This is a genomic window from Flavobacterium sp. CLA17 (assembly GCF_013112255.2).
GTDB classification, from domain to species: domain Bacteria; phylum Bacteroidota; class Bacteroidia; order Flavobacteriales; family Flavobacteriaceae; genus Flavobacterium; species Flavobacterium circumlabens.
Map to the genome: position 1 here is coordinate 2,771,641 of NZ_CP068294.1, position 20,599 is coordinate 2,792,239.

Below are 20,599 nucleotides of genomic sequence, written 5' to 3' on the forward strand. Positions count from 1 at the left end.
AGCCAGGACCCAATAAGGGAATTGATTTGCGATATTCAACAATTGATGATGAAAAAGAAATCAGGCATTCGAAGGAGATCTTCACTGGAACAGAATAGGGCTTTAGTTTTATAAGAATGTAATAATTTAATGAACCGCTATAAAGAGCTTTAAAATACATTGCTAAAGATAATTTCTATAACAATAGTAAGTTTTAAAAAATCCTTGTTTTTTTTCCAGTTAAACAGCATTATAATGGATAAACCGAATAGACATTTTACACATGTTTTAGAAAACAGATCGAACAAATTTTTACATGCTCAGATCCCCGATGAATGGTTTTTAGACAAGCCTGATTTTGATTATGGAATTGATTTCACAGCCAATATTGTTATCAACGAGCAGGTAACGGGTCTTAATTTTTCTATTCAGTTAAAATCTAAAAAGATAGAAAGCCACGAAAGTTCAGTAGCGATATCTATAAAGTACAGTACATTACGATTGTATAATACAAGATTGGAGCCTGTACTTTTCATCGCATATGTTAAGTCAGAGAATGAAGCTTACTATTTGTGGTTTGATGAACTTAAAATTGATCTCACCAGTGAGCAAAAAACATTAAGAATTAATATTCCTAAAACAAACAAACTTAGTTTGATAAATTGGGATGATGTAACTTCCCATGTACAAAAAAGATTCAGCCTTAAATCACTTGCTGATGGTATCAAGGATTTAGAGTATAGTGAGATGTCTAACGCACAGGTTTTGGCATGGAGTAATTATTATGGCTCACGATTTGAAGACGCGGCCTTTTACTTTAAAAAGGTGCTTACAGAAGAGCAAGAATCAGCATCAAAAATCTCCCTTATTGAAGGACTGTCGCACAGTTTGTACATGCTTTACCGTTATCAGGAGGCATTGGAAAATATCAATAGGGCAATACTATTATCCGGCACTACCGGACAATATCTTACTAAGGCCTGCATATTGGCTGAGGACGGAATAACCAATAAAAATAAAGCAAGGGCTTTAGAGGCGAAAAAAATATTTTCTTCTTATATAAACGAACATGATACTAACGCCAGTTGTTGGTTTAATTCTGCCAATGCACTGCGATATTTAAACGAATACCAAGAGGCGGCAGAACAATATGAAAAGGGATTGGCAATAGATCCCAACCATGCAGAGGCATGGAAAAATTTAGGTTCCTGTTATTACGAGTTTCGTGACCATGAAAAGGAGATCAGCTGTTATGATAAAGCCTTAAAGTTAAATCCAAAGCTCGCTGAAGCGCTTTTCAGTAAGGGAGCAACTCTTTCTTTTGTATATAATAAAGATAACGAAGGATTGGAACTGATGATGCAGGCATTGGATTTGGGGGAGAAAGCTATGATTCTTAATTTTCCTTTTGGTTATTTTTGGATTGCGCAGGCACATAAAAAATTAGGAAATACTGAAGAGGTTCTTTATTTTATAGATAAGGGGTTAGATATTGATCCTCAAAACAGTTCGATGCTCGATTTTAAAACAGAATTTTTAGCATTACATTGGGATGATAGTGAGATTTTTAAATCAAAAGCGCAAGATTTTTTTTCTTTCCGAATAGAATTGGATGGCAATTACAAAAGTCTTTATTATTTAATAAAAACTCAGGATGATGTTGATAATAGAACTCTGTTGAACTATCTGAAAAAACATCTTAGCATACTGCAAACTATAAAACTGGATACGTTTTTACAAAGCAAAGTTGTGCTTGCTGATTTACTTTCTTTTTTAATTCATTACGATAAATACACACAATTCAGAACAGATTTCCCGCAGAGTCGTTACAGCGGGCATCTTGTTAGTCCACATTATTATCCTGCAAAGGAATTTTTAGAAATTTTCGATATAATTGCAGCATACAGTTTCAGCGCGGCCATATCGGTATATGAAGAGGGAGGTGATTCGTATGAGATCGCTAATAAAATTCTGGACTGTCTTCTTTCACTACCAGATTTAATAATTTTACTTACTGTACTAGATGATCTTACCAAGCAGGATAAAATGGAGGCGGTGATTATTTTAATCAGAGAGTTTCCAAATGTAGCAATACGGGAATTTTCAAGCCAGCTAGGCTATATAGTAGGAAGACTTGATCTTGAGCCTGTAAATACTGATGATATTATTTCTGATAAATGGCTGGATCAGCTACATGAAAATGTATATAATTTGGCAATTAAAAAGTTTAAACTGGAATAATTTTAATTAATGCAGGAACAGATACGGATTACAAGTACAGTTTGTTGTAATTAGTCCATTCAGTGGTGGTGTAATCACAGCCATATAAATAATTACTGCAGCCAAAGAATTTATAGGTATTGCCGTTGCTGGCAGTTCCGGTTTTTCTCACCACAATATCTGCAGTTTTACAATTCGGACACTTTTTATTTGCTAGTGTATTCCCGGTATCTCTTCTGTTTTTTGCCTTTAATAAATATTCTTTGTAATCTTCAATTAGTGTCACTGTTATATCTTTAAAAGTAACGTCGCGTCCTGAAAGAAAATTTTCAAAATGAATAATTGCAGTGTACCAAATCTGATAATTATTCCCTTCTTTCTTCTCTGCCAAATTTTTAAAATACTCTAAAAATGAGCCACGTCCAATCCTCTGAATTTCCAGTTGTTCTTTTTCAAACTCACTATACACATCATGTTTGCGCATTTCATTCTGTCTTCGAATTTGAATAAGTTCTGCTGTGTGCAGATTTTCAATATTGGAAATTTTCTGAATTTGATTCTTTGGGTGTTCATAAAGGTACAGCTTTAAGAATTCACGTCTTGTGTACTTATTAGTTTCTGTATTTAGTATTGGCGGATAAAAATCCAGGTAAAGTGATATCATTCCGTTTTCTAAAAGTTTTTTTCTCAATTTTACATTTCCTTTTTTCATTTTTCCCTTGCATTAAATATAATATCAATATCTTTCTTCGCAACATAATTAAACTTCCCTATGGAATATTTAGTTATTCCATGGCGTTGAATCACCATATACAGTGCTCCAGCAGATATGCCAAATTTATGCTGTATCTGCCCTATAGTATAACAGTTCTCTAATCCAGGAAACTCCTGAACAGGCCTTAGAATAGACTCTTGCATAGGAATGGAGAAAAAGCTCTCAAGATCACATCTGCGTATAATAGTCCTTCTTCCAAATTTCGCAATATCTAGTTCACCGCGCTCAATAAGCCGGTAAATAGTCCTTCGACTGATGCCGACCAAATTACTGGCCATATTAACATCGATATAATCTCTGGCTTTAATTGCTTCGAAATTGGCTTTTTTGCCCGATTCTGTTTCGTTGTTGCTTTTGTCGATTTTTGCCTGCCTTGTCCTTTGTTTATAGGCTTTGGAGCTGCATTTGAGCGAGCAGTAAAGCGTCTTTGTTGTGCGTGCTGTAAACTCATTTTTACAGCATTCGCAGATTCTGGTAATCTTAATGTTTGAACTCATAGAAATGTGACTTTAAGTGTCCCACTGTGACTATGTGTGTCTCTATGTGCCATAATTTGGCTAAAAAAAAATATTATTTGTACCTCGCATTTTCGAGGTACAAATAAGGTACAAATTTAATCAAAACATCACATAATATCCAAAAGAAAAAGGAATTAAAAAACGAGTTAAAATATTGTTTATCAATGTTTTAACTCGTTTGTTTGTTGTTTATTTTGCTTTATTTTGTCCTGCTATTTTCCGATACAGAAATTAGCAAAAATATTCCCCAGTAACTCATCATTAGAAACCTGACCGGTAATAAGCCCGAATTGATATAAGGCTTCGCGAATATCAAGAGCCATTAAGTCGCTTGAAAGATTAGTTTCAAGCCCAAATTTTACCTTTTGTATTTCATCTAAAGCTTTCAATAAAGAATCGTAATGTCTTGTATTGGTAATAATTGTTTCATTATTACGAAGTGCTCCAGTGTTTACAAAAGAAAGTAATTGGTTTTTTAAATCTTCAACGCCGATTTTCGCTTTGGCACTAAGAAAAATCTGTTTGAGGTTTAAAGTTTCAAGTTCCTGACGTGTGGACTGAAGTTGATCCGCTGTAAGCTGGTCTATTTTATTGCAGACAATCAGAATTTCTTTTAAAGGATATTTATTTTTTATTTTTTCAATTTCAACTATAAAAGAAGTACTTGAGACCTGAAACTTCAAACTATCCATTAAGTAGATTACGAGTTGGGCCTGTTCTATTTTTTCGAAGGTTTTTTTAATTCCGATACTTTCTACAACATCTTTCGTTTCACGGATTCCTGCAGTATCAATAAACCGGAAACCGATTCCGCCAATGACCAATTCGTCTTCTATTGTATCACGGGTAGTTCCCGCAATATCAGAAACAATAGCACGTTCTTCGTTAAGTAAAGCATTAAGCAAAGTCGATTTACCGACATTGGGTTCTCCGACAATGGCTACCGGAATTCCGTTCTTAATAACGTTACCGACCGCAAACGAATCAATTAAACGTTTTAAGACAAACTCAATTCGGTTCAGTAATTCATGAAACTGACTTCTGTCTGCAAATTCTACATCTTCTTCTGCAAAATCAAGTTCCAGCTCGATTAAGGAAGCAAAATTCAAAAGTTCTTCGCGCAATTTGGCAATTTCATTACTAAAACCACCGCGCATTTGCTGCATGGCAATTTGGTGTGAAGCCTCATTGTCTGATGAAATTAAATCGGCCACAGCTTCTGCCTGTGATAAATCAAGTTTACCATTTAGAAAAGCCCTAAGAGTAAACTCTCCTGCATCAGCCATTCGACAGCCCTTTCTCAATAAGAGCTGAATAATTTGCTGTTGGATATAAGTTGATCCGTGGCAGGAGATTTCTATTGTATTTTCGCCTGTATAGGAATTTGGCCCTTTAAAAACAGAAACCAAAACTTCGTCAAGGGTTTTATTATCATCTACAATATGACCTAAATGTAAGGTATGCGTTTTTTGCTTCGTTAAATCTTTGCCCTTGATTGATTTAAAAACAGAATTTCCGATAGTAATAGCTTCGGAACCTGAAATTCGAATTATGGCAATGGCACCGGCTCCCGAAGGTGTTGCCAGGGCAACTATAGAATCTTGATTTATCATAATGCAAAGGTATAAAAAAAGGCTCGAAATTACGAACTCAGCGTTGGTGTACTTTGTGGCATTTGCAGCCAGTTTTTTTATAGCAGAAACAATTTTGAAAGAAAATCATTAAATGTTAAATTACTGATAATTGTCAGTTTAGTTTGATTTTAGAATGATTAAATTTGAGAGAACAACTTATAAATCTGAAACAAAATGAAAAAGATATTATTCCCAACCGATTTTTCCGAAGCTGCAACAAACGCTTTTGTGCATGCTCTGGAATTTGCTAAAATTGTCAACGCCGAACTTGTTTTGTTGCACACCTTTGAAATTCCGGTTTATGACAGTCAGTTCTTTCCTGAAAATTATGCTTCAATTTACAGTTCAATTGAATTAGCGAAGTTTGAGATGTTCAAAGATGAAATTCCAAAGTTGAGAACCATCGCCATGGAACGAAAATTAGATAACATTGTTATAAAGCATCGTTTGATGGATGGTGATTTATTGTATAATCTGAAAAATGCTATCGAAGAAGATAAAATCGATTTTGTGATTATGGGAACAGCAGGGGTTTCTGACTGGACAAAGTTTTTCCTCGGATCAAATACCAGCTCCGTAATTTCGGGAGTAGAAGTTCCGGTTTTATGTGTTCCTCTTGATGCTAAATTCAAAAAAATAAAAATGATAGGGTTTACCACCCGTTATCGTGAAAAAGATAAAAAAGAATTGAGAAAAGTATTGAATATCGCCAGAAAAACCAATGCGAAAGTAAAAAGCCTTTACGTTAAAACCTCTGATTCTGATGTTTCTGAAACCACAGTTAAGGAATGGGAAAAAGAATTTGCAGGCGAAAATATTGAGTTTCTGGTTTTGCCAAGCGATGAAGTAAAAGAAACAATTCTTGATTTTGTGCTCTATAAAGAAATTGATGTTTTGGCAATGATTACGCATAAACGTTCTTTCTTTGAAAGTATATTTGATTCCAGCTTCACCAAAAAGATTTCCAAACAAGTGTCTGTCCCGGTTTTGATTATGCATGAAGATTAATTTTCCTAAATTTCGGAAGCTGATTTTGCTGTCTAAAACCTATATTTGTATTTCATCAAATCATAAAAATGGATTTCTACCAAAATAAGCTTGCACAATATTCAGAACTTTTAAAAATAATCAATAAAAGATACAACAGCATTAGTATTTTACGTCTTTTAAGCGTTTTCCTTTGTTTGCTATTACTGTTTTATTATATCAAAACAAATGAAATTCTCTGCGTTGCTTTTGCATTTCTGTCTTTTATTGGTTTTATTTTTTTAATGAAAATTCATTCCCGTTTATCTTTTCGAAAACAGCTTACAACTGCCATTTTAAAGATTAATGAAAATGAAATTGGTTTCTTAAATAATAAAAAACTTCCTTTTGAGAATGGTATTGAGTTTAATGATTTTCATCACCCTTATGCCTATGATCTGGATATTTTCGGAGAGCATTCCTTATTTCAGAATTTAAACAGAACAGCTACTTTTATCGGAAAAAAAACGCTGGCGAATCAATTACTACATACGCTTCCAAATGAAACTATTCTGGCGAATCAGGAAGCTGTAAACGAATTAAAAACTAAAATCGACTGGAGGCAGGAGTTTCTGGCTCTTGCTGCTATAAGTAATGATTCTAAAAGTTCATATGATTCCATAATGCATTGGAATTCATTTAAAAATAATTCTTTACCTAAAGTTTTAGTTGTATTATCAATTGTACTGCCTATATTGTTTTTTGGAATACTAACAGCTTATTTTTTTACTTCAAAAACGATTTTGCTATCGTATCTCACTTATGCTTTTATTGCTAATATGATCGTTTTAGGACAGTCGTTTAAAAGAATTCAATCAGAAATCGCAAAAGCGGATAACGTTGATAAAATCATTAAACAATACAGTTTATTGGTAGAGAAAATTGAAAAAGAAACGTTTCAGTCCAAAAAGCTAATTGACCTGCAGCAACAGTTGATTTTCAGGAATGCAACCGCCAGTGCCCATTTGAAACAGTTGTCTGAATTGTTTTCCCGAATGGATACTATCAATAATTTTGTAACGGCAATTGTTTTCAACGGGACTTTCTTGTTCAATCTTCATGTCCTGAAAGCGCTTTTAAAGTGGAAAGACAATTATACTGCCGAATTGGAAAAATGGATTTCAATTATTGGAGAATTGGAAGCATTAAACAGTTTGGCCAATTTAGCTTATAACAATGCTGATTTCGTTTTCCCGGAAATAAATTCTGAATATAAAATTGGTTTTAAAAATTTAGCACATCCTTTATTGAATCCCAAGGGCAGAGTAGGGAATGATACCGATTTTTATCCCCAGTCCTTTATGATTTTAACAGGTTCTAATATGTCAGGTAAGAGTACTTTTTTGAGAAGCCTGGGTGTCAATATGGTTTTAGGCGGAATTGGTTCTGTAGTGTGTGCTTCAGAGGCTAATATCCATCCATTGCCAGTATTGGTTTCAATGCGGCTGTCCGATTCACTAGCAGATAGTGAATCGTATTTTTTTGCTGAAATCAAGCGTTTAAAACAAATTATGGATGCCCTGGAAGATCAGCCTGCATTTGTTTTACTGGATGAAATTTTAAGAGGAACCAATTCCGATGATAAAAGAAACGGGACTATTGAAGTAGTAAAAAAGATAATCGCCAGAAAAGCGATCGGAGCAATTGCAACGCATGATATTGAAGTTTGCCTGACCACTAACGAGTATCCTGAGACCTTAACCAACCAATGTTTTGAAGTTGAAATTCAGAATAACGATTTACATTTCGATTACAAACTCCGTAGCGGCATTTGTAAAAATAAAAGTGCCACTTTCTTAATGCAGAAAATGGGAGTTATTTAATTCGGGATTATTCGATTCTTAGATGATTGGATTTTTGGAGGTTAGATTTTAGTCTTTAAATTTTACAATTAATCTGTCGGTTGGAGTGAAATAAAGGCTATAATAATAACTCTTTAATCATTTATCAATAAACAAGTGATATATAAATAATCCGCAATCTTGTATCTAGTTTCTAATATCTAATAATCTAAAGATCCAATCATCTAAAGATGTAAAATCACTTCTGTACTTCTTTAATGGTCTGTACGAAAGTCTCAACAGGCTGTGCTCCTGAAACGGCATATTTTCGATCAAAAACGAAGAAAGGAACGCCCTGAACGCCAATTTGCTGTCCTTCTATAATATCAGTATGAACTTCGCTTAAAAACAGTTTTTCGTTTTCGAGAACTTTTAACGTTTCATTTTTGTCCAGACCTGCTTTTTCAGCCAGTTCCAGTAAAGTTGGACCGTCATTTAAATCCTTTCCTTCCGTGAAATAAGCTTTAAAGAAAACCTCTTCCATTTCGTCGCCCAAATTTTTAGTTTTGGCGAGTTGAATAATTCGATGGGCTGTAAATGAATTTGCGATAATAGCTTTGTCAAAATGGTAATCCAAACCAACACTTTTTGCGCGTTCTGCGACACCTTTGTGCATTTCTACAGATTGTTCAACAGACATGCCTTTTCGTTCCGCTAAGTACGTGTAAACATCCTTATCAGGTTGGGGTGAAATGGTGGGGTCAAGTTGGAAACTTTTCCATTCAATTTCAAATTCATCATTGGGAAATTCAGCTAAAGCTGTTTCCAGTTGTCTTTTTCCGATATAACAAAACGGACACATGATGTCCGACCAAATTTCTATTTTCATATAGCGAAGTTAAAAAAAAATGTTTCAGGTTTGAAGTTTTTTTATAACCAAACGTGTCGGGTTTAATTGTTTCAGGTTTCAAGTTTCAAAGTTTCAGGTTGCTACTGATGATATTATTAACCGCAAAGTTCGCAAAGTTTTTCCAAGTTGTGTTTGCGGTTAAGAACGCAAAGCTTTGCGTTCTTAACCTTGTAGTCCTACACCAAAAAAACTTTGCGAACTTTGCGGTAAAAAACCGCATAATCCCAATCGCATTTCAACCTGAAACCTGAAACCTGAAACCTGAAACAAAAAACACCTCCAAATAAAAAACCGCAACTCTTTAAAGGAATTGCGGTTTCTAGGTATAAAAAATGGTTGGTTAATAGCGATATTTTTTTTTTTACAATGATATATCTTTAATTTGAAATTAAAAAACATCCCTGTAACAAAAAGAAGTTTTGATGTTAACTATTTAACATAACAGGCATTACCAGCATGGTAACCGTTTCGCCTTCTTCTAAACCATCCACCGGAGTTAAAATCCCGGCTCTGTTTGGTAGTGACATTTCCAGCATAATCATATCTGATTGTAAGTTGGTTAACATCTCCGTTAAGAAACGAGAGTTAAAGCCAATCTGTAAGTCATCTCCCTGATAATCACAAGTCAGTCTTTCTTCTGCTTTGTTGGAGTAATCAATATCTTCAGCAGAAACATTTAATTCAGCTCCTGCAATTTTTAAACGAATCTGGTGTGTTGTTTTGTTTGAGAAAATGGCCACACGACGAACAGAACTTAAAAATAAAGAACGATCAATCATTAATTTGTTTGGATTTTCTTTTGGAATTACCGCTTCATAATTTGGGTATTTTCCATCAATAAGACGACACATCAGGATATAATTGTCAAATGAGAACGTCGCATTGGAGTCGTTGTATTCAATTTTTACTTCAGCATCTGAACTTCCTAAAATACTTTTTAAGATATTCAAAGGTTTTTTTGGCATGATAAAATCAGCCACCTGAGATGCTTTTACATCTGTGCGGGCATATTTTACTAATTTGTGAGCATCGGTAGCTACAAAGATCAATCCTTCCGGAGAGAACTGAAAGAAAACGCCCGACATTACAGGACGCAAATCATCATTTCCGGCAGCAAAAATAGTTTTGCTTACTGCAGTCGCTAAAACTTCAGCAGGAACCAAGGTTACAGACGGGTCTTCCAGGTTTACGGCTTTAGGGAATTCTTCTCCGGCAGCATAGGCCAAAGCATATTTTCCTGAGTTGGAGCTAATCTCAACTGTATTGTTATCTTCAACTGTAAAAGTCAAAGGCTGTTCCGGGAATGTTTTTAAAATTTCAAGCAAAAGTTTTGCAGGTACAGCTACGCTACCTTTACTTGTAGAATCGATAGATAAGGTAGCCGACATTGTAGTTTCAAGGTCTGAAGAAGAAACTGTTAACTCATTATTGTCCAGTTCAAATAAGAAGTTGTCCAGGATAGGCAACGTATTATTACTGTTGATTACACTACCTAAAACTTGTAATTGTTTTAATAAGTACGAACTCGATACTATAAATTTCATCTGTTTTGTTTTATTTTTTTGAAAATACTTTAGTTCTTTTAAAAACTAAGATAGATTTTACAAATATATCGTAAACAATCTTAGTTTCGTAATTTTTTTATTAACATCTATTTACTGTATTTCCTTTTTCGGAAGTAAGTAAAGGCAAGCCCGAAAACCAATAAAGTAAGAATTGGAAGCCCGATAGTTATGAATTGTGTTAAACTGTAATTTTCATAAACTTTTTCCTTATCCAATAATGGCAAATCAAGATCTTTGCTTCTAATGTTAATAAGTCCGGTATCATCCAGTAAATAATTGATACAATTCATCATAAAATCTTTGTTGTCATAGAGATTTCCGGTGCGCTGATCATAACCCAATTCTACCGGCATCCTGTTTTTATCCAATTGATTCCTTGCCAGATCGCCATCAGAAATCACAATCATTTTAGTTGGTTTTCCTTTTGCGATAAAGGAGTTTTCTTTGAAAGGCAAAATACGATTTTCAAAAGCGGAATGAAACGAGCCTTCCAGTAAAACCGAAAGCGGTAAATTTCCTTTGCCAGCATAATCCTGAGGCGAAGTTTTTTCGGATACACTGCTTAAACTGATTTCTGCCGGTGTTCCGATGAATTTTGAATATTGCGATGATTTTAATAAAACCGTTTTCTTAATTCCGTTTTTCAAAGTATCAATCGGACTGGCAAAATCGAATTTAATTCCGCCTAAATTTTTAACAATAGGGTGCTGGCTGTCAGGATAAACCAGTGGCGCAAATTTCCAGAGAAAATCCTGATATTGTGTAGCGCTTCCCTGTTCTCCGGTGGCCAGTTTTATCGGACTTCCGTTTTCATCTTTTACCAAATCAGGATTGATTCTGAATCCGTATTTGAAGAACATATCGTTCAGGTTTAAATCTCTCGGATAGGCAAGAGTTGCACCTGATTGATTGTATAAACTGTCCATATCGGCAGCCACCTGATCAATTAGCCAGAGTGTTTTTCCGCCATTCATGATAAACTGATCCAAAACCTGCTTTTCTTCATCAGAAAAAGTTTGGGTTGGTTTTGAAATAATAGCTAAATCGTATTTTTCTAAAGCTTCCAGACTTCCTGTTGGATTTTTAGCAACAGAGTCCAGTGTAAAAGGCCCGATGTAATAGCTTTCTCGAATCTGCATCAGCATTTTGGCGATATGAATTTCGTTCATTTCACCATTTCCTTTTATAATCGCAACTTTTTTCTGTTTGTCTTTCGTAATTTTATTAATTGCATCGGCAATCGAATATTCTAAGTGCTGAATGGATCCAATCACTTTCTGTGTAGTGGAAGCACCCATTCTGTTTTTCAACAAGGGAATATTAACTTCTTTATTGTTGTAAACCGCAATTGCCCACGGAAAAACCATGGCCTGCGACTGTTTCCCTTTATCGTCAACCGTTATATTTATTGGTGTAAGGCCTTTTTGGTACAAGGATTTTACAACGCTCATGCTTTCTTCTTCGTTTTCCATTGGATTTACGAATTCAAAAACGATGTTATTGTTATACGCCTGAAATTCTTCCAGTAATTGTCTGGTTTCCTGTTGTAAACGCCTGAAATCAGCAGGAAGTTCTCCCTGCATATAAATCTTGATTGATAACGGGTTTTTGACTTGTTTTACTATATTTAAGGAGGTTTCGGATAAAGTATATCGTTTGTCTTTTGTTAAATCAAATCTTTGGAAATACAAACTTCCCAGTACATTTAAAACAATTAAAACGAAAACCGTAATACCTAATGTTTTGATATTTTGTTGAGTTGATGCTTTCATTAGGCTTTAAATGATTTTAATTTATAAACGGTAAAAGACAGAAACAAAATGGTGATGCTTAAGAAATAAATAACATCCCGTGTGTCGATTACACCTCTGCTCATACTTTTAAAATGATCCTGCATTCCAAATGCCGAAATAATCCCTGCAAAGCCCGGTAGTAAGGAGGCTAAACCTTCAAATCCGAAATAAAAGATAAAACACAGAAAAACCGCAATAATAAAAGCCACAATCTGATTTTCTGAAAGGGTAGAAGTGAAGATTCCGATTGCTGAATAAGAAGCGATTAAAAACAACAAGCCAAAATAGGAACCAATTGTGCTTCCCATATCTATATTGCCTTCCGGTAAGCCTAAATTAGAAATCACTTTTACATAAATAAAAGTTGGAACAATTGCCAGTACGATTAAAAATAAAGATCCTAAAAACTTTCCGTTTACAATTTCCCATATCGATAAAGGCTTGGTTAAAAGTAATTCTAAAGTTCCTTGTTTTTTTTCATCAGAAAAACTTCTCATCGTTACGGCCGGAATCAGGAAAATTAAAATCCAGGGCGCTAAGGTGAAAAACGGTGTTAAATCCGCATAACCGGTATTCAGAATATTATAATCTCCTTCAAAAACCCATAAAAATAGTCCGTTGCTGATTAAGAATACAGCAATGACCAAATAGCCAATAGGAGAGCCGAAAAAGGATTTTATTTCCCGTAAAATGATTGATTTCATGTATGACGTTTATTCGTTTAATCGATTTTATTTGTTTAATTGTTTCAGGTTTCATGTTCAAAACTGAGACTGAAAACCGCGACTGCCAACTACTCCAGGCTCACCAGCTTATCCACACTCCAGGCTTCCGGTTTTGCATTGAATAATGTCTTGGTAAAATTCCAAACCGAATTAAAAAGTTCCGATTGTCTGTAATTTTCTAAATCAGCTTCTGTTTCCCAATAACTATAGGTAAAAAACAGGCATTTATCATTTTTGTCCTGATACAATTCTAAAAAACGATTTCCGTTTGCATTTCGTATTTTGTCTTTGACGGCTTCGAAATTTTTCAGAAAGTCAGGAATCCGGTCTTCGTGAAAACTCATTTTTACAATTCGAACAAACATCTTTATAATTTTAGATTTTAGATTGCTGATTTTAGATTTTTAGTCTCTAAGATTTTACAGGTGCGCAAAAATACCAAAATTGATTGTTCTTTTTATCAAAAAAATGAAATTCCAATAATGAAATTCCAAATTCCAAATTTCCGGCATCTCTAAAACTAAATTTCTCTACGAAAACGTAACTGTAATCACATCTCTGTAATTTAATCCTAACAAACTATTGGCAGAACCTACTTTTAAAGGATTACTTCTGAAAATAGCAATTTCCAGAAAACCAGCTTCGTTAAAGATGGCCAGTTTTTCCCCTTCATACGTTTTGATCGGATATTTTTCAGAGGTAGCGATAGCCGAATAACCGGGCAGAATTGTTTTGATACTTTTCGGTTTCATTACGATCTCATATTTACGGCCTTTTGCTACTTCGATAAATTGCTGTTTAGAGATATTGGTTACCACATTTCCAAAATGGTCGATATAAATAACGTATCCTTTCAGGGAATTTCCATCATTGGCCAGAACAGCCTGTAATTCGGTAACTTCCTTAACAGACGGAATTTCTTTTCCAATAACATTGAGTAATCCGCCCTTTGCAATGTGGCAGGCAACCTGTATAAAAATGTCTAAATCACTGGATTCTGGCGGAAAGCGATCGTGAATATTGATGGCGACAATTTTCTGTGGTACAATTTTCTGTGTCAGCATACTTAAGATACCGTTATCGGCACAAATAAAGTAGTGATCGTTCCATTCCATGGCAATATGCTGGTTCTCTTTATTGCGCTCAATATCGACTCCGATTAAGTGTACCGTTCCTTTTGGGAAACTCAGGTAAGAGGCTCCAATAAGGTAACTTGCTTCAGCAGTGTTAAATGGGTCAACGTCGTGTGAAATGTCAATAATTACAGCTTCAGCAAACTCTGATAATATTTTACCCTTTAGCGAACCAACAAAGTGGTCTTTTAAGCCGTAATCCGTAGTAAGGGTAATTATTGACATCATTTTGTTTATAACTATTGGTAGTTTTTAAATCTAATTTTCATTAAATTTGAGAAATGCAAAGCTAAGAATAGTAAAGTCATAAATGCAAGAAAGAAAAAACAAATTGCATTTTACGATATAAATTACCCGACAGCCAATTGATTTAAAAAAAGATTTAATTTTAATTTAAAACTATCTCATTTGAACGAAAGAATAATCGAGCTAATAGACATTGCGCCAAAAGAATTTTGGGGTGCTCAGGACAGCCATCTGGAAATCATTAAAAAGTACTATCCAAAGCTTAAAATAGTAGCGAGAGGAACGACTTTGAAAGCATTTGGCGAAAAAGAAGTTTTAGATGAATTCGAAAAAAGATTCCAAAGATTAATGTTGCATTTTACCCGATACAACAACATTGACGACAATGTAATTGAACGCGTAATCATGAGTGATGGTCAGGATGAAAAAAGATCATATGATCATGACAAAATACTAGTTCATGGCGTTGGGGGTAAAATTATAAAAGCCATGACGCCCAATCAGCAGCTTCTGGTAGATACCATCAAAAAAAATGATATGGTATTTGCAGTAGGTCCGGCCGGAACGGGAAAAACCTACACAGGTGTTGCAATGGCTGTTAAAGCACTTAAAGACAAAGAAGTAAAAAGGATCATATTAACCAGACCGGCAGTAGAAGCAGGAGAAAATCTTGGTTTTTTACCCGGTGACATGAAAGAAAAACTGGATCCTTACATGCAACCGCTTTATGATGCGTTACGTGATATGCTTCCCAACGAAAAACTGGAAGATTACATTTTAAAAGGAATTATTCAGATTGCACCATTGGCATTTATGCGTGGACGTACACTTGATAATGCCTTTGTAATTCTCGATGAAGCACAAAACACCACCCATTCGCAAATGAAAATGTTTTTAACCCGTATGGGGAAAAACGCCAAGTTTATGATTACGGGTGATCCGGGACAGGTCGATTTACCGCGAAGAACTATTTCCGGTCTTAAAGAAGCAATTCTGGTTCTGAAAGACGTTGACGGAATCGGAATTATTTATCTGGATGATAAAGATATCGTACGTCACAGATTAGTGAAAAAGGTAATTGATGCTTATAAACAAATAGAAAATCACGATTAAGTTTGTGAAATGATTTTAGTGAAATAATTTTCGCCACAGATTAGAATGATTCACACAGATTATAAAATCATTTTAATCTTTTAATCTGTGGCAAAAAAAAAAATGAAATATTCGTTTTATTCATTCTTTAGAAATGCGTAAAACGAATATTTTTTTTTTTTCAAATTTTAATTGATTATATTTAATTTTGTCAAATGAAAGAAATAGATGATTTTTACGAAAAGCAGGAGCAGCCCTTTAAAGAGGTTTTGCTTGCCTTGAGAGAAATTATTCTGCGTCAGGACCAAGACATTACAAATGTGCTCAAATACGGAATGCCCTTTTTTTGTTACAAAGGAAAAATGTTCTGCTATTTATGGATTCATAAAAAACTCCACCAGCCTTATATCGGAATTGTAGAAGGGAAATACTTTGATGAACCTTTTTTAATTCAGGAAGGCCGCTCCCGAATGAAAATCATGATGCTTGATTTTTCAGAGGATTTACCTCTGGATGAGATTGAAATCATTCTGCAGAAAGCTTTGAATTTGTATAAATCGGGAATTATTAAAGTATAAATTATTTAAAATGCAGTATTTGATCAAATAGTTAAATAAATAATAAACTTCCTTTATTTGGGGCTTTAAAACCCCTTTATCTTTGTTCTTTTGAGGCGAAATCCTTAAATTTGCACATCATAAATACTTGATCTTTAATATGACAAAATTAAAAAATATAAAAGTTGTAATAAGTGACTTAGACGGAACTTTACTCAACCCACAACACAAAATATCAGATTACACCAAATCCATTTTTCAGGAACTTCACAATCAAAATTACCTTATAGTTGTTGCTACAGGCCGCCATCATCTCGATGCTATGGCGATTATAGAAACGCTTGATGTTCCGGTTTATCTGTTAAGTTCAAACGGAGCAAGAATCCATTCACCCGAAAAAGAACCGCTTTTCTCTTTCAATTTAAGCAGTGATGTTGTAAAAGCAGCTTTGAATGTAGATATTGACCCTGAAATTACAGTAGTTTTATTCAAGGAAAATGTTTGGCAGACGAATAAATTAAGTGAGAAACTAAATAGTTTTCAGGCAGATTTAAAATACCTTCCGGAATTGGTGGATTATAAAACGCTGGAAGATTTCGGAGCTATAAAAATATTCTTTTCTAATGATGACCATGAAAAATTAGTAGCGCTGAAAGATGCTATTTTAGAAAAATCTTCAAGTGAATTGCATCATGCTTTCAGTTTACCAACCTGTCTGGAATTTATGGACAAATCGATCGATAAAGCGGTTGCGATTGCGACAGTTTTAGAAAAAGAAGGTTTTACAATGGATCAGGCAGTTTCTTTTGGAGATGGTTTTAATGATGTTCAGATGTTGTCTGCAACCGGTAAAGGCCTGATCATGGGAAATGCACCTGCTTTGTTAAAAGAAACCTTACCCCACTTAGAAGTAATTAAAACCAATGCTGAAGATGGTGTAGCCAAATATATTGCCTCAAGAATTCTGGATAAAGAATTTGCGACAAGCTAATTTTGAAACAATAGAAATCAAACTCTTGTAAATACAGGAAATATTTTTATTTTATAAACTGCTAATGAATTGTATATCAATTATTAGCAGTTTTTTTATTTATAATTTACTGATTTGGGAAGCAAAAAATAAAAACTTTTTTTTAATTCTTTTCAAAGTGTATTTTTGCTTTACTAAAAAACCATAATTATGATTAAAAATACCTTTATCCTTGCTTTTCTAATTCTTTCCATAAACGGTACCAGTCAAACTTTAAAATTGGAAGAAATCATGAAAGGAGAATCTTTTATTGGGAATCAGCCAACAAATGGAAGATGGTCTCTTGATGGAAAAAAAGTTTATTTCGAATGGAATCCAAAAGATGAACTGGGAGCGAGTACTTATTCCTGGCAATAAGGCTTTTCAAATCCTGTACTTGTTGAACCGAAAGAAGCTGTTTTTTCTAAATTTGATTTTAAAAGAAAACCAGGATCAGATATTGCCTATTATATCGATAAAGGAGCATTGTACGCTTATACCATTAGTTCGAAATCAGTAAAAAAAATATACCAGCAAAACAACCCGATTTCTAATCTTGAATTAGGAAATGAACCGGGAGTTGTATTTTTTGAACAAAAAGAAAATATCTTTAAATACAATAGTAAAGAAGGCACAGTGCTCCAGATTACTAATTTTAGCAAAGGAGTTAAAAAAGAAAAAACGCCGGAAAAAGATAGTTTTCTGAAAAATCAACAGACGGAATTATTCCAGTTTATAAAAGATAAAGAAGCCAAAAAACAATGGAATTTGGCTAAAAGTAAAGCAGTTAAATCCGATTTCGCCAAAGAATACTTTTATGGGAAAGATAATTTAGCAGGCCTTAAAGCGAGCCCAAAAGGAAATTATGCAACCTTCAGTTTAATTCAGAATATTGAAGTAAAACAGGAAAAAATGGAGGTTTTTATAACGGATGACGGTTATAATCAAACTCCCGATACAAAAGAAAAAGTATCGACCGATAATTTGGTAAAAACGCAATTTGGAATTTATTCTGTAGCCAAAGATTCTGTTTATTTTGTCAATTTTTCAAAATTGAGCCATATTCAGGATGTGCCAAAATATTATGAATCGTATGATAATTTAAAAAACAAAGAGAAAGAAGATAAGCTCATTGTTGCGCTGGCTCCTGTTTATAACGAAGACGGATCTTTTGCTATTACAGAAATCAGAAGTCAGGACAATAAAGACAGATGGATTGTAAGTCTGAATCTCGAGAACGGCTCATTTACAGAAATAGAACACCAGCACGACGAAGCCTGGATTGGCGGGCCCGGAATCCCGGCTTATTCTTTTGAATCTGGCATTCTTGGTTTTTTAGCAGATAATGAAACTGTTTATTTTCAATCGGAAGCAACAGGATACTCGCATTTGTATACCTACAATCTAAAGTCGAAAGTAAAAAATCAACTTACAAAAGGGAATTGGGAAGTTCGTGATCTGATTGTATCGAAAGATAAAAAAACATTTTATTTAACGACGAATACCACGCATCCCGGAAACAGAAATTTTTATAAATTAAACCTTGCAGACGGTATTTTACAGCCAATTTTGACGAAAGACGGGGCTCACGAAGTAGTGATATCTCCGGACGAAAAAACACTTCTGGTACGTTATTCTTATAAAAATAAACCCTGGGATTTTTATGTAGCAGAGAATAAGAAGAATACGGTATTGCAGCAAATTTCATCATCTGCTTCAGAGAATTTTAAAAAATACCAATGGAGAGAGCCTCAGGTTATTACCTTCAAAGCAGAAGACGGAACTCCCGTAAATGCAAGATTGTACACTCCAAAAACAGAAAATACCAATAAAGCGGCAATCATTTTTGTACATGGAGCCGGATATCTGCAAAATGCTCATAATTATTGGAGCAATTATTACAGAGAATACATGTTTCATAATTTGTTAACCGATTTGGGTTATACCGTTTTGGATATTGATTACAGAGGAAGTGATGGCTACGGACGTGATTTCAGAACCGGAATTTATCGTTTTATGGGCGGAAAAGACCTTTCTGATCATCTGGATGGTAAAAAATATTTAGTTAACAATTTAGGTATCGATCCTAACAGGGTAGGAATTTATGGAGGTTCATATGGCGGATTTATTACTTTAATGGGTATGCTTACTACTCCGGGAGAATTTGCTTCGGGTGCAGCTTTACGTTCCGTAACGGATTGGGCGCATTACAATCATGGATACACGGGTAATATTTTGAATTTTCCTGAAACGGATCCGGAAGCATACAAAAAAAGTTCTCCTATTTATTATGCAGATAACCTGAAAGGTAACTTAGTAATGCTGCACGGAATGGTTGACGATAATGTGGAATACAAAGACATCGTACGCTTATCACAGCGTTTTATAGAATTGGAAAAGAAAAACTGGACACTTGCCTCATTCCCTGTAGAAGCACATGGTTTTAAAGAAACGTATTCCTGGATTGACGAATACAGCAGAATCCTGAATTTATTTAATTCGACACTTTTGAAATAAGTTTTCAGTCGCAGTCTCAGTTTACAGTCACAATGTGCAAACTGAGACTGAACACTGAAAACTGAATACTTTTTTTGCTTCCTCTTTTAATTAGTTTTAAATTTGCATTCATAAAACAAAACACAGCTAAAGCATAATGAGCAATACAATCACAACAACAGATTTTAATTTCCCGAATCAGAAATCAGTTTACCGCGGAAAAGTTAGAGAAGTTTATAATATTAACGACGAACTTTTGGTAATGGTGGCAACTGACAGATTGTCGGCTTTTGATGTAGTTCTACCAAAGGGAATTCCGTACAAAGGCCAGATTCTGAATCAGATTGCTACAAGATTTATGGAATTGACAGAAGATATTGTACCAAATTGGTTGATTGCTACGCCGGATCCAAACGTGGCCGTGGGACATTTATGTGAGCCTTTTAAAGTTGAAATGGTAATTCGTGGTTATCTTTCAGGGCATGCTGCGCGTGAGTACGCTGTGGGAAGAAGACAAATCTGCGGTGTAACAATGGCAGAAGGTTTAAAAGAAAACGATAAATTTCCGGAACCCATTATTACGCCAACTACAAAAGCGGATAACGGTTCTCATGACGAAGACATTTCCCGTGAGGCTATTTTGGCGAAAGGAATTGTTTCTGAAGAAGATTATATTGTTTTAGAAAAATTTACAAGAGATTTATTTCAAAGAGGAACCGAAATCGCTGCTGATCGCGGTTTGATTTTAGTAGATACCAAATACGAATTCGGAAAAACAAAAGAAGGTGTTATTGTCTTAATTGATGAAATCCATACACCGGATTCTTCCCGTTATTTTTATGCTGACGGATATCAGGAAAGACAGGACAAAGGGGAGGAGCAAAAACAATTATCAAAAGAATTTGTTCGTCGCTGGTTAATCGAAAATGGTTTTCAGGGTCAGGATGGACAGCAAATTCCTGAAATGACAGATGCTTACATCGAATCTGTTTCTGAAAGATATATTGAGTTATACGAGAATATCCTAGGAGAAAAATTTGTAAAAGCTGATATTGATAATATTGATCAACGTATTGATAAAAACGTATTAGATTACCTTTCTGCTAAAGCGTAATTTTCGGGTTTAAACTAACTATTTAA

The 20,599-nt window shown here is 34.6% G+C and carries 18 protein-coding genes; 9 read left to right on the forward strand and 9 right to left on the reverse strand.

Features of this window, described 5'->3' with window-relative positions; translation table 11 throughout:
- Window positions 1–234: 234 nt before the first annotated feature.
- Window positions 235–2,220 carry a tetratricopeptide repeat protein gene (locus HAV12_RS11320; protein ID WP_171569761.1) on the forward strand — a complete coding sequence of 662 codons (1,986 nt, stop codon included), beginning with the start codon at window positions 235–237 and terminating at the stop codon, window positions 2,218–2,220.
- Window positions 2,221–2,248: 28 nt separating this feature from the next.
- Here the strand turns inward: HAV12_RS11320 and HAV12_RS11325 are convergent, their stop codons facing one another.
- The 3 genes from HAV12_RS11325 to mnmE form a co-directional block, all read right to left on the reverse strand.
- Window positions 2,249–2,911 (reverse strand): phage integrase SAM-like domain and Arm DNA-binding domain-containing protein, encoded by a 663-nt coding sequence (locus HAV12_RS11325; RefSeq protein WP_171569762.1) that lies wholly within the window; start codon window positions 2,909–2,911, stop codon window positions 2,249–2,251.
- Window positions 2,908–3,471, reverse strand: a complete 564-nt coding sequence (locus HAV12_RS11330; protein ID WP_171569763.1) for a helix-turn-helix domain-containing protein — start codon at window positions 3,469–3,471, stop codon at window positions 2,908–2,910. Before HAV12_RS11330 ends, HAV12_RS11325 begins: the two co-directional genes overlap by 4 nt.
- A 233-nt stretch (window positions 3,472–3,704) precedes the next feature.
- The gene (gene mnmE / locus HAV12_RS11335) at window positions 3,705–5,105 is read right to left on the reverse strand and encodes a tRNA uridine-5-carboxymethylaminomethyl(34) synthesis GTPase MnmE (protein ID WP_171569764.1); all 1,401 of its coding nucleotides are present in this window, start codon (window positions 5,103–5,105) and stop codon (window positions 3,705–3,707) included.
- A gap of 195 nt (window positions 5,106–5,300) precedes the next feature.
- Between mnmE and HAV12_RS11340 the strand changes: the two genes are divergently transcribed.
- The gene (locus HAV12_RS11340) at window positions 5,301–6,134 is read left to right on the forward strand and encodes a universal stress protein (protein WP_171569765.1); all 834 of its coding nucleotides are present in this window, start codon (window positions 5,301–5,303) and stop codon (window positions 6,132–6,134) included.
- A 68-nt stretch (window positions 6,135–6,202) separates the two neighbouring features.
- Window positions 6,203–7,975 carry a DNA mismatch repair protein gene (locus HAV12_RS11345; RefSeq protein WP_171569766.1) on the forward strand — a complete coding sequence of 591 codons (1,773 nt, stop codon included), beginning with the start codon at window positions 6,203–6,205 and terminating at the stop codon, window positions 7,973–7,975.
- A gap of 217 nt (window positions 7,976–8,192) precedes the next feature.
- On the opposite strand, the gene HAV12_RS11350 is transcribed toward HAV12_RS11345, so the two are convergent.
- The 6 genes from HAV12_RS11350 to HAV12_RS11375 all read right to left on the reverse strand — a co-directional run bounded on the left by HAV12_RS11350 (window position 8,193) and on the right by HAV12_RS11375 (window position 14,284).
- The gene (locus tag HAV12_RS11350) at window positions 8,193–8,822 is read right to left on the reverse strand and encodes a DsbA family protein (protein WP_171569767.1); all 630 of its coding nucleotides are present in this window, start codon (window positions 8,820–8,822) and stop codon (window positions 8,193–8,195) included.
- 446 nt (window positions 8,823–9,268) lie between these two features.
- The gene (gene dnaN / locus HAV12_RS11355) at window positions 9,269–10,387 is read right to left on the reverse strand and encodes a DNA polymerase III subunit beta (protein ID WP_132037587.1); all 1,119 of its coding nucleotides are present in this window, start codon (window positions 10,385–10,387) and stop codon (window positions 9,269–9,271) included.
- A 107-nt stretch (window positions 10,388–10,494) separates the two neighbouring features.
- Window positions 10,495–12,180 (reverse strand): gliding motility-associated ABC transporter substrate-binding protein GldG, encoded by a 1,686-nt coding sequence (gldG, locus tag HAV12_RS11360; protein WP_171569768.1) that lies wholly within the window; start codon window positions 12,178–12,180, stop codon window positions 10,495–10,497.
- Window positions 12,180–12,905, reverse strand: a complete 726-nt coding sequence (gene gldF, locus HAV12_RS11365; RefSeq protein WP_171569769.1) for a gliding motility-associated ABC transporter permease subunit GldF — start codon at window positions 12,903–12,905, stop codon at window positions 12,180–12,182. Before gldF ends, gldG begins: the two co-directional genes overlap by 1 nt.
- Window positions 12,906–12,994: 89 nt before the next feature.
- A complete protein-coding gene (locus HAV12_RS11370) occupies window positions 12,995–13,291 on the reverse strand; it encodes a putative quinol monooxygenase (RefSeq protein WP_171569770.1) in 297 nt (98 codons plus the stop codon).
- A 165-nt stretch (window positions 13,292–13,456) separates the two neighbouring features.
- The gene (locus HAV12_RS11375) at window positions 13,457–14,284 is read right to left on the reverse strand and encodes an S-adenosyl-l-methionine hydroxide adenosyltransferase family protein (RefSeq protein WP_171571676.1); all 828 of its coding nucleotides are present in this window, start codon (window positions 14,282–14,284) and stop codon (window positions 13,457–13,459) included.
- Window positions 14,285–14,467: 183 nt separating this feature from the next.
- Between HAV12_RS11375 and HAV12_RS11380 the strand changes: the two genes are divergently transcribed.
- The 6 genes from HAV12_RS11380 (at window position 14,468) to HAV12_RS11400 (ending at window position 20,573) form a co-directional block, all read left to right on the forward strand.
- Complete coding sequence (locus tag HAV12_RS11380) at window positions 14,468–15,418, forward strand: PhoH family protein (RefSeq protein ID WP_132037591.1); 951 nt, start codon at window positions 14,468–14,470, stop codon at window positions 15,416–15,418.
- A 194-nt stretch (window positions 15,419–15,612) separates the two neighbouring features.
- Window positions 15,613–15,975, forward strand: coding sequence for a DUF1801 domain-containing protein (locus HAV12_RS11385; RefSeq protein WP_171569771.1), 363 nt, complete (start codon window positions 15,613–15,615; stop codon window positions 15,973–15,975).
- Window positions 15,976–16,114: 139 nt separating this feature from the next.
- Window positions 16,115–16,945, forward strand: a complete 831-nt coding sequence (locus tag HAV12_RS11390) for a Cof-type HAD-IIB family hydrolase (protein WP_171569772.1) — start codon at window positions 16,115–16,117, stop codon at window positions 16,943–16,945.
- A 189-nt stretch (window positions 16,946–17,134) separates the two neighbouring features.
- Window positions 17,135–17,341 carry a hypothetical protein gene (locus HAV12_RS22925; RefSeq protein ID WP_240345153.1) on the forward strand — a complete coding sequence of 69 codons (207 nt, stop codon included), beginning with the start codon at window positions 17,135–17,137 and terminating at the stop codon, window positions 17,339–17,341.
- A 108-nt stretch (window positions 17,342–17,449) separates the two neighbouring features.
- Window positions 17,450–19,480, forward strand: coding sequence for a prolyl oligopeptidase family serine peptidase (locus HAV12_RS11395; RefSeq protein ID WP_240345154.1), 2,031 nt, complete (start codon window positions 17,450–17,452; stop codon window positions 19,478–19,480).
- Window positions 19,481–19,616: 136 nt separating this feature from the next.
- Window positions 19,617–20,573 carry a phosphoribosylaminoimidazolesuccinocarboxamide synthase gene (locus HAV12_RS11400; RefSeq protein ID WP_171569773.1) on the forward strand — a complete coding sequence of 319 codons (957 nt, stop codon included), beginning with the start codon at window positions 19,617–19,619 and terminating at the stop codon, window positions 20,571–20,573.
- Window positions 20,574–20,599: the final 26 nt, after the last annotated feature.

Bases quoted from the DNA above. Each gene is read 5' to 3' on its own strand.
- HAV12_RS11385 (WP_171569771.1), top strand. From the start codon at position 15,613: ATGAAAGAAATAGATGATTTTTACGAAAAGCAGGAGCAGCCCTTTAAA.
- HAV12_RS11370 (WP_171569770.1), bottom strand. From the start codon at position 13,291: ATGTTTGTTCGAATTGTAAAAATGAGTTTTCACGAAGACCGGATTCCT.
- gldG (WP_171569768.1), bottom strand. From the start codon at position 12,180: ATGAAAGCATCAACTCAACAAAATATCAAAACATTAGGTATTACGGTT.
- HAV12_RS11390 (WP_171569772.1), top strand. From the start codon at position 16,115: ATGACAAAATTAAAAAATATAAAAGTTGTAATAAGTGACTTAGACGGA.
- HAV12_RS11375 (WP_171571676.1), bottom strand. From the start codon at position 14,284: ATGTCAATAATTACCCTTACTACGGATTACGGCTTAAAAGACCACTTT.
- HAV12_RS11320 (WP_171569761.1), top strand. From the start codon at position 235: ATGGATAAACCGAATAGACATTTTACACATGTTTTAGAAAACAGATCG.
- dnaN (WP_132037587.1), bottom strand. From the start codon at position 10,387: ATGAAATTTATAGTATCGAGTTCGTACTTATTAAAACAATTACAAGTT.
- HAV12_RS22925 (WP_240345153.1), top strand. From the start codon at position 17,135: ATGATTAAAAATACCTTTATCCTTGCTTTTCTAATTCTTTCCATAAAC.
- gldF (WP_171569769.1), bottom strand. From the start codon at position 12,905: ATGAAATCAATCATTTTACGGGAAATAAAATCCTTTTTCGGCTCTCCT.
- HAV12_RS11330 (WP_171569763.1), bottom strand. From the start codon at position 3,471: ATGAGTTCAAACATTAAGATTACCAGAATCTGCGAATGCTGTAAAAAT.
- HAV12_RS11340 (WP_171569765.1), top strand. From the start codon at position 5,301: ATGAAAAAGATATTATTCCCAACCGATTTTTCCGAAGCTGCAACAAAC.
- HAV12_RS11325 (WP_171569762.1), bottom strand. From the start codon at position 2,911: ATGAAAAAAGGAAATGTAAAATTGAGAAAAAAACTTTTAGAAAACGGA.
- mnmE (WP_171569764.1), bottom strand. From the start codon at position 5,105: ATGATAAATCAAGATTCTATAGTTGCCCTGGCAACACCTTCGGGAGCC.
- HAV12_RS11400 (WP_171569773.1), top strand. From the start codon at position 19,617: ATGAGCAATACAATCACAACAACAGATTTTAATTTCCCGAATCAGAAA.
- HAV12_RS11345 (WP_171569766.1), top strand. From the start codon at position 6,203: ATGGATTTCTACCAAAATAAGCTTGCACAATATTCAGAACTTTTAAAA.
- HAV12_RS11350 (WP_171569767.1), bottom strand. From the start codon at position 8,822: ATGAAAATAGAAATTTGGTCGGACATCATGTGTCCGTTTTGTTATATC.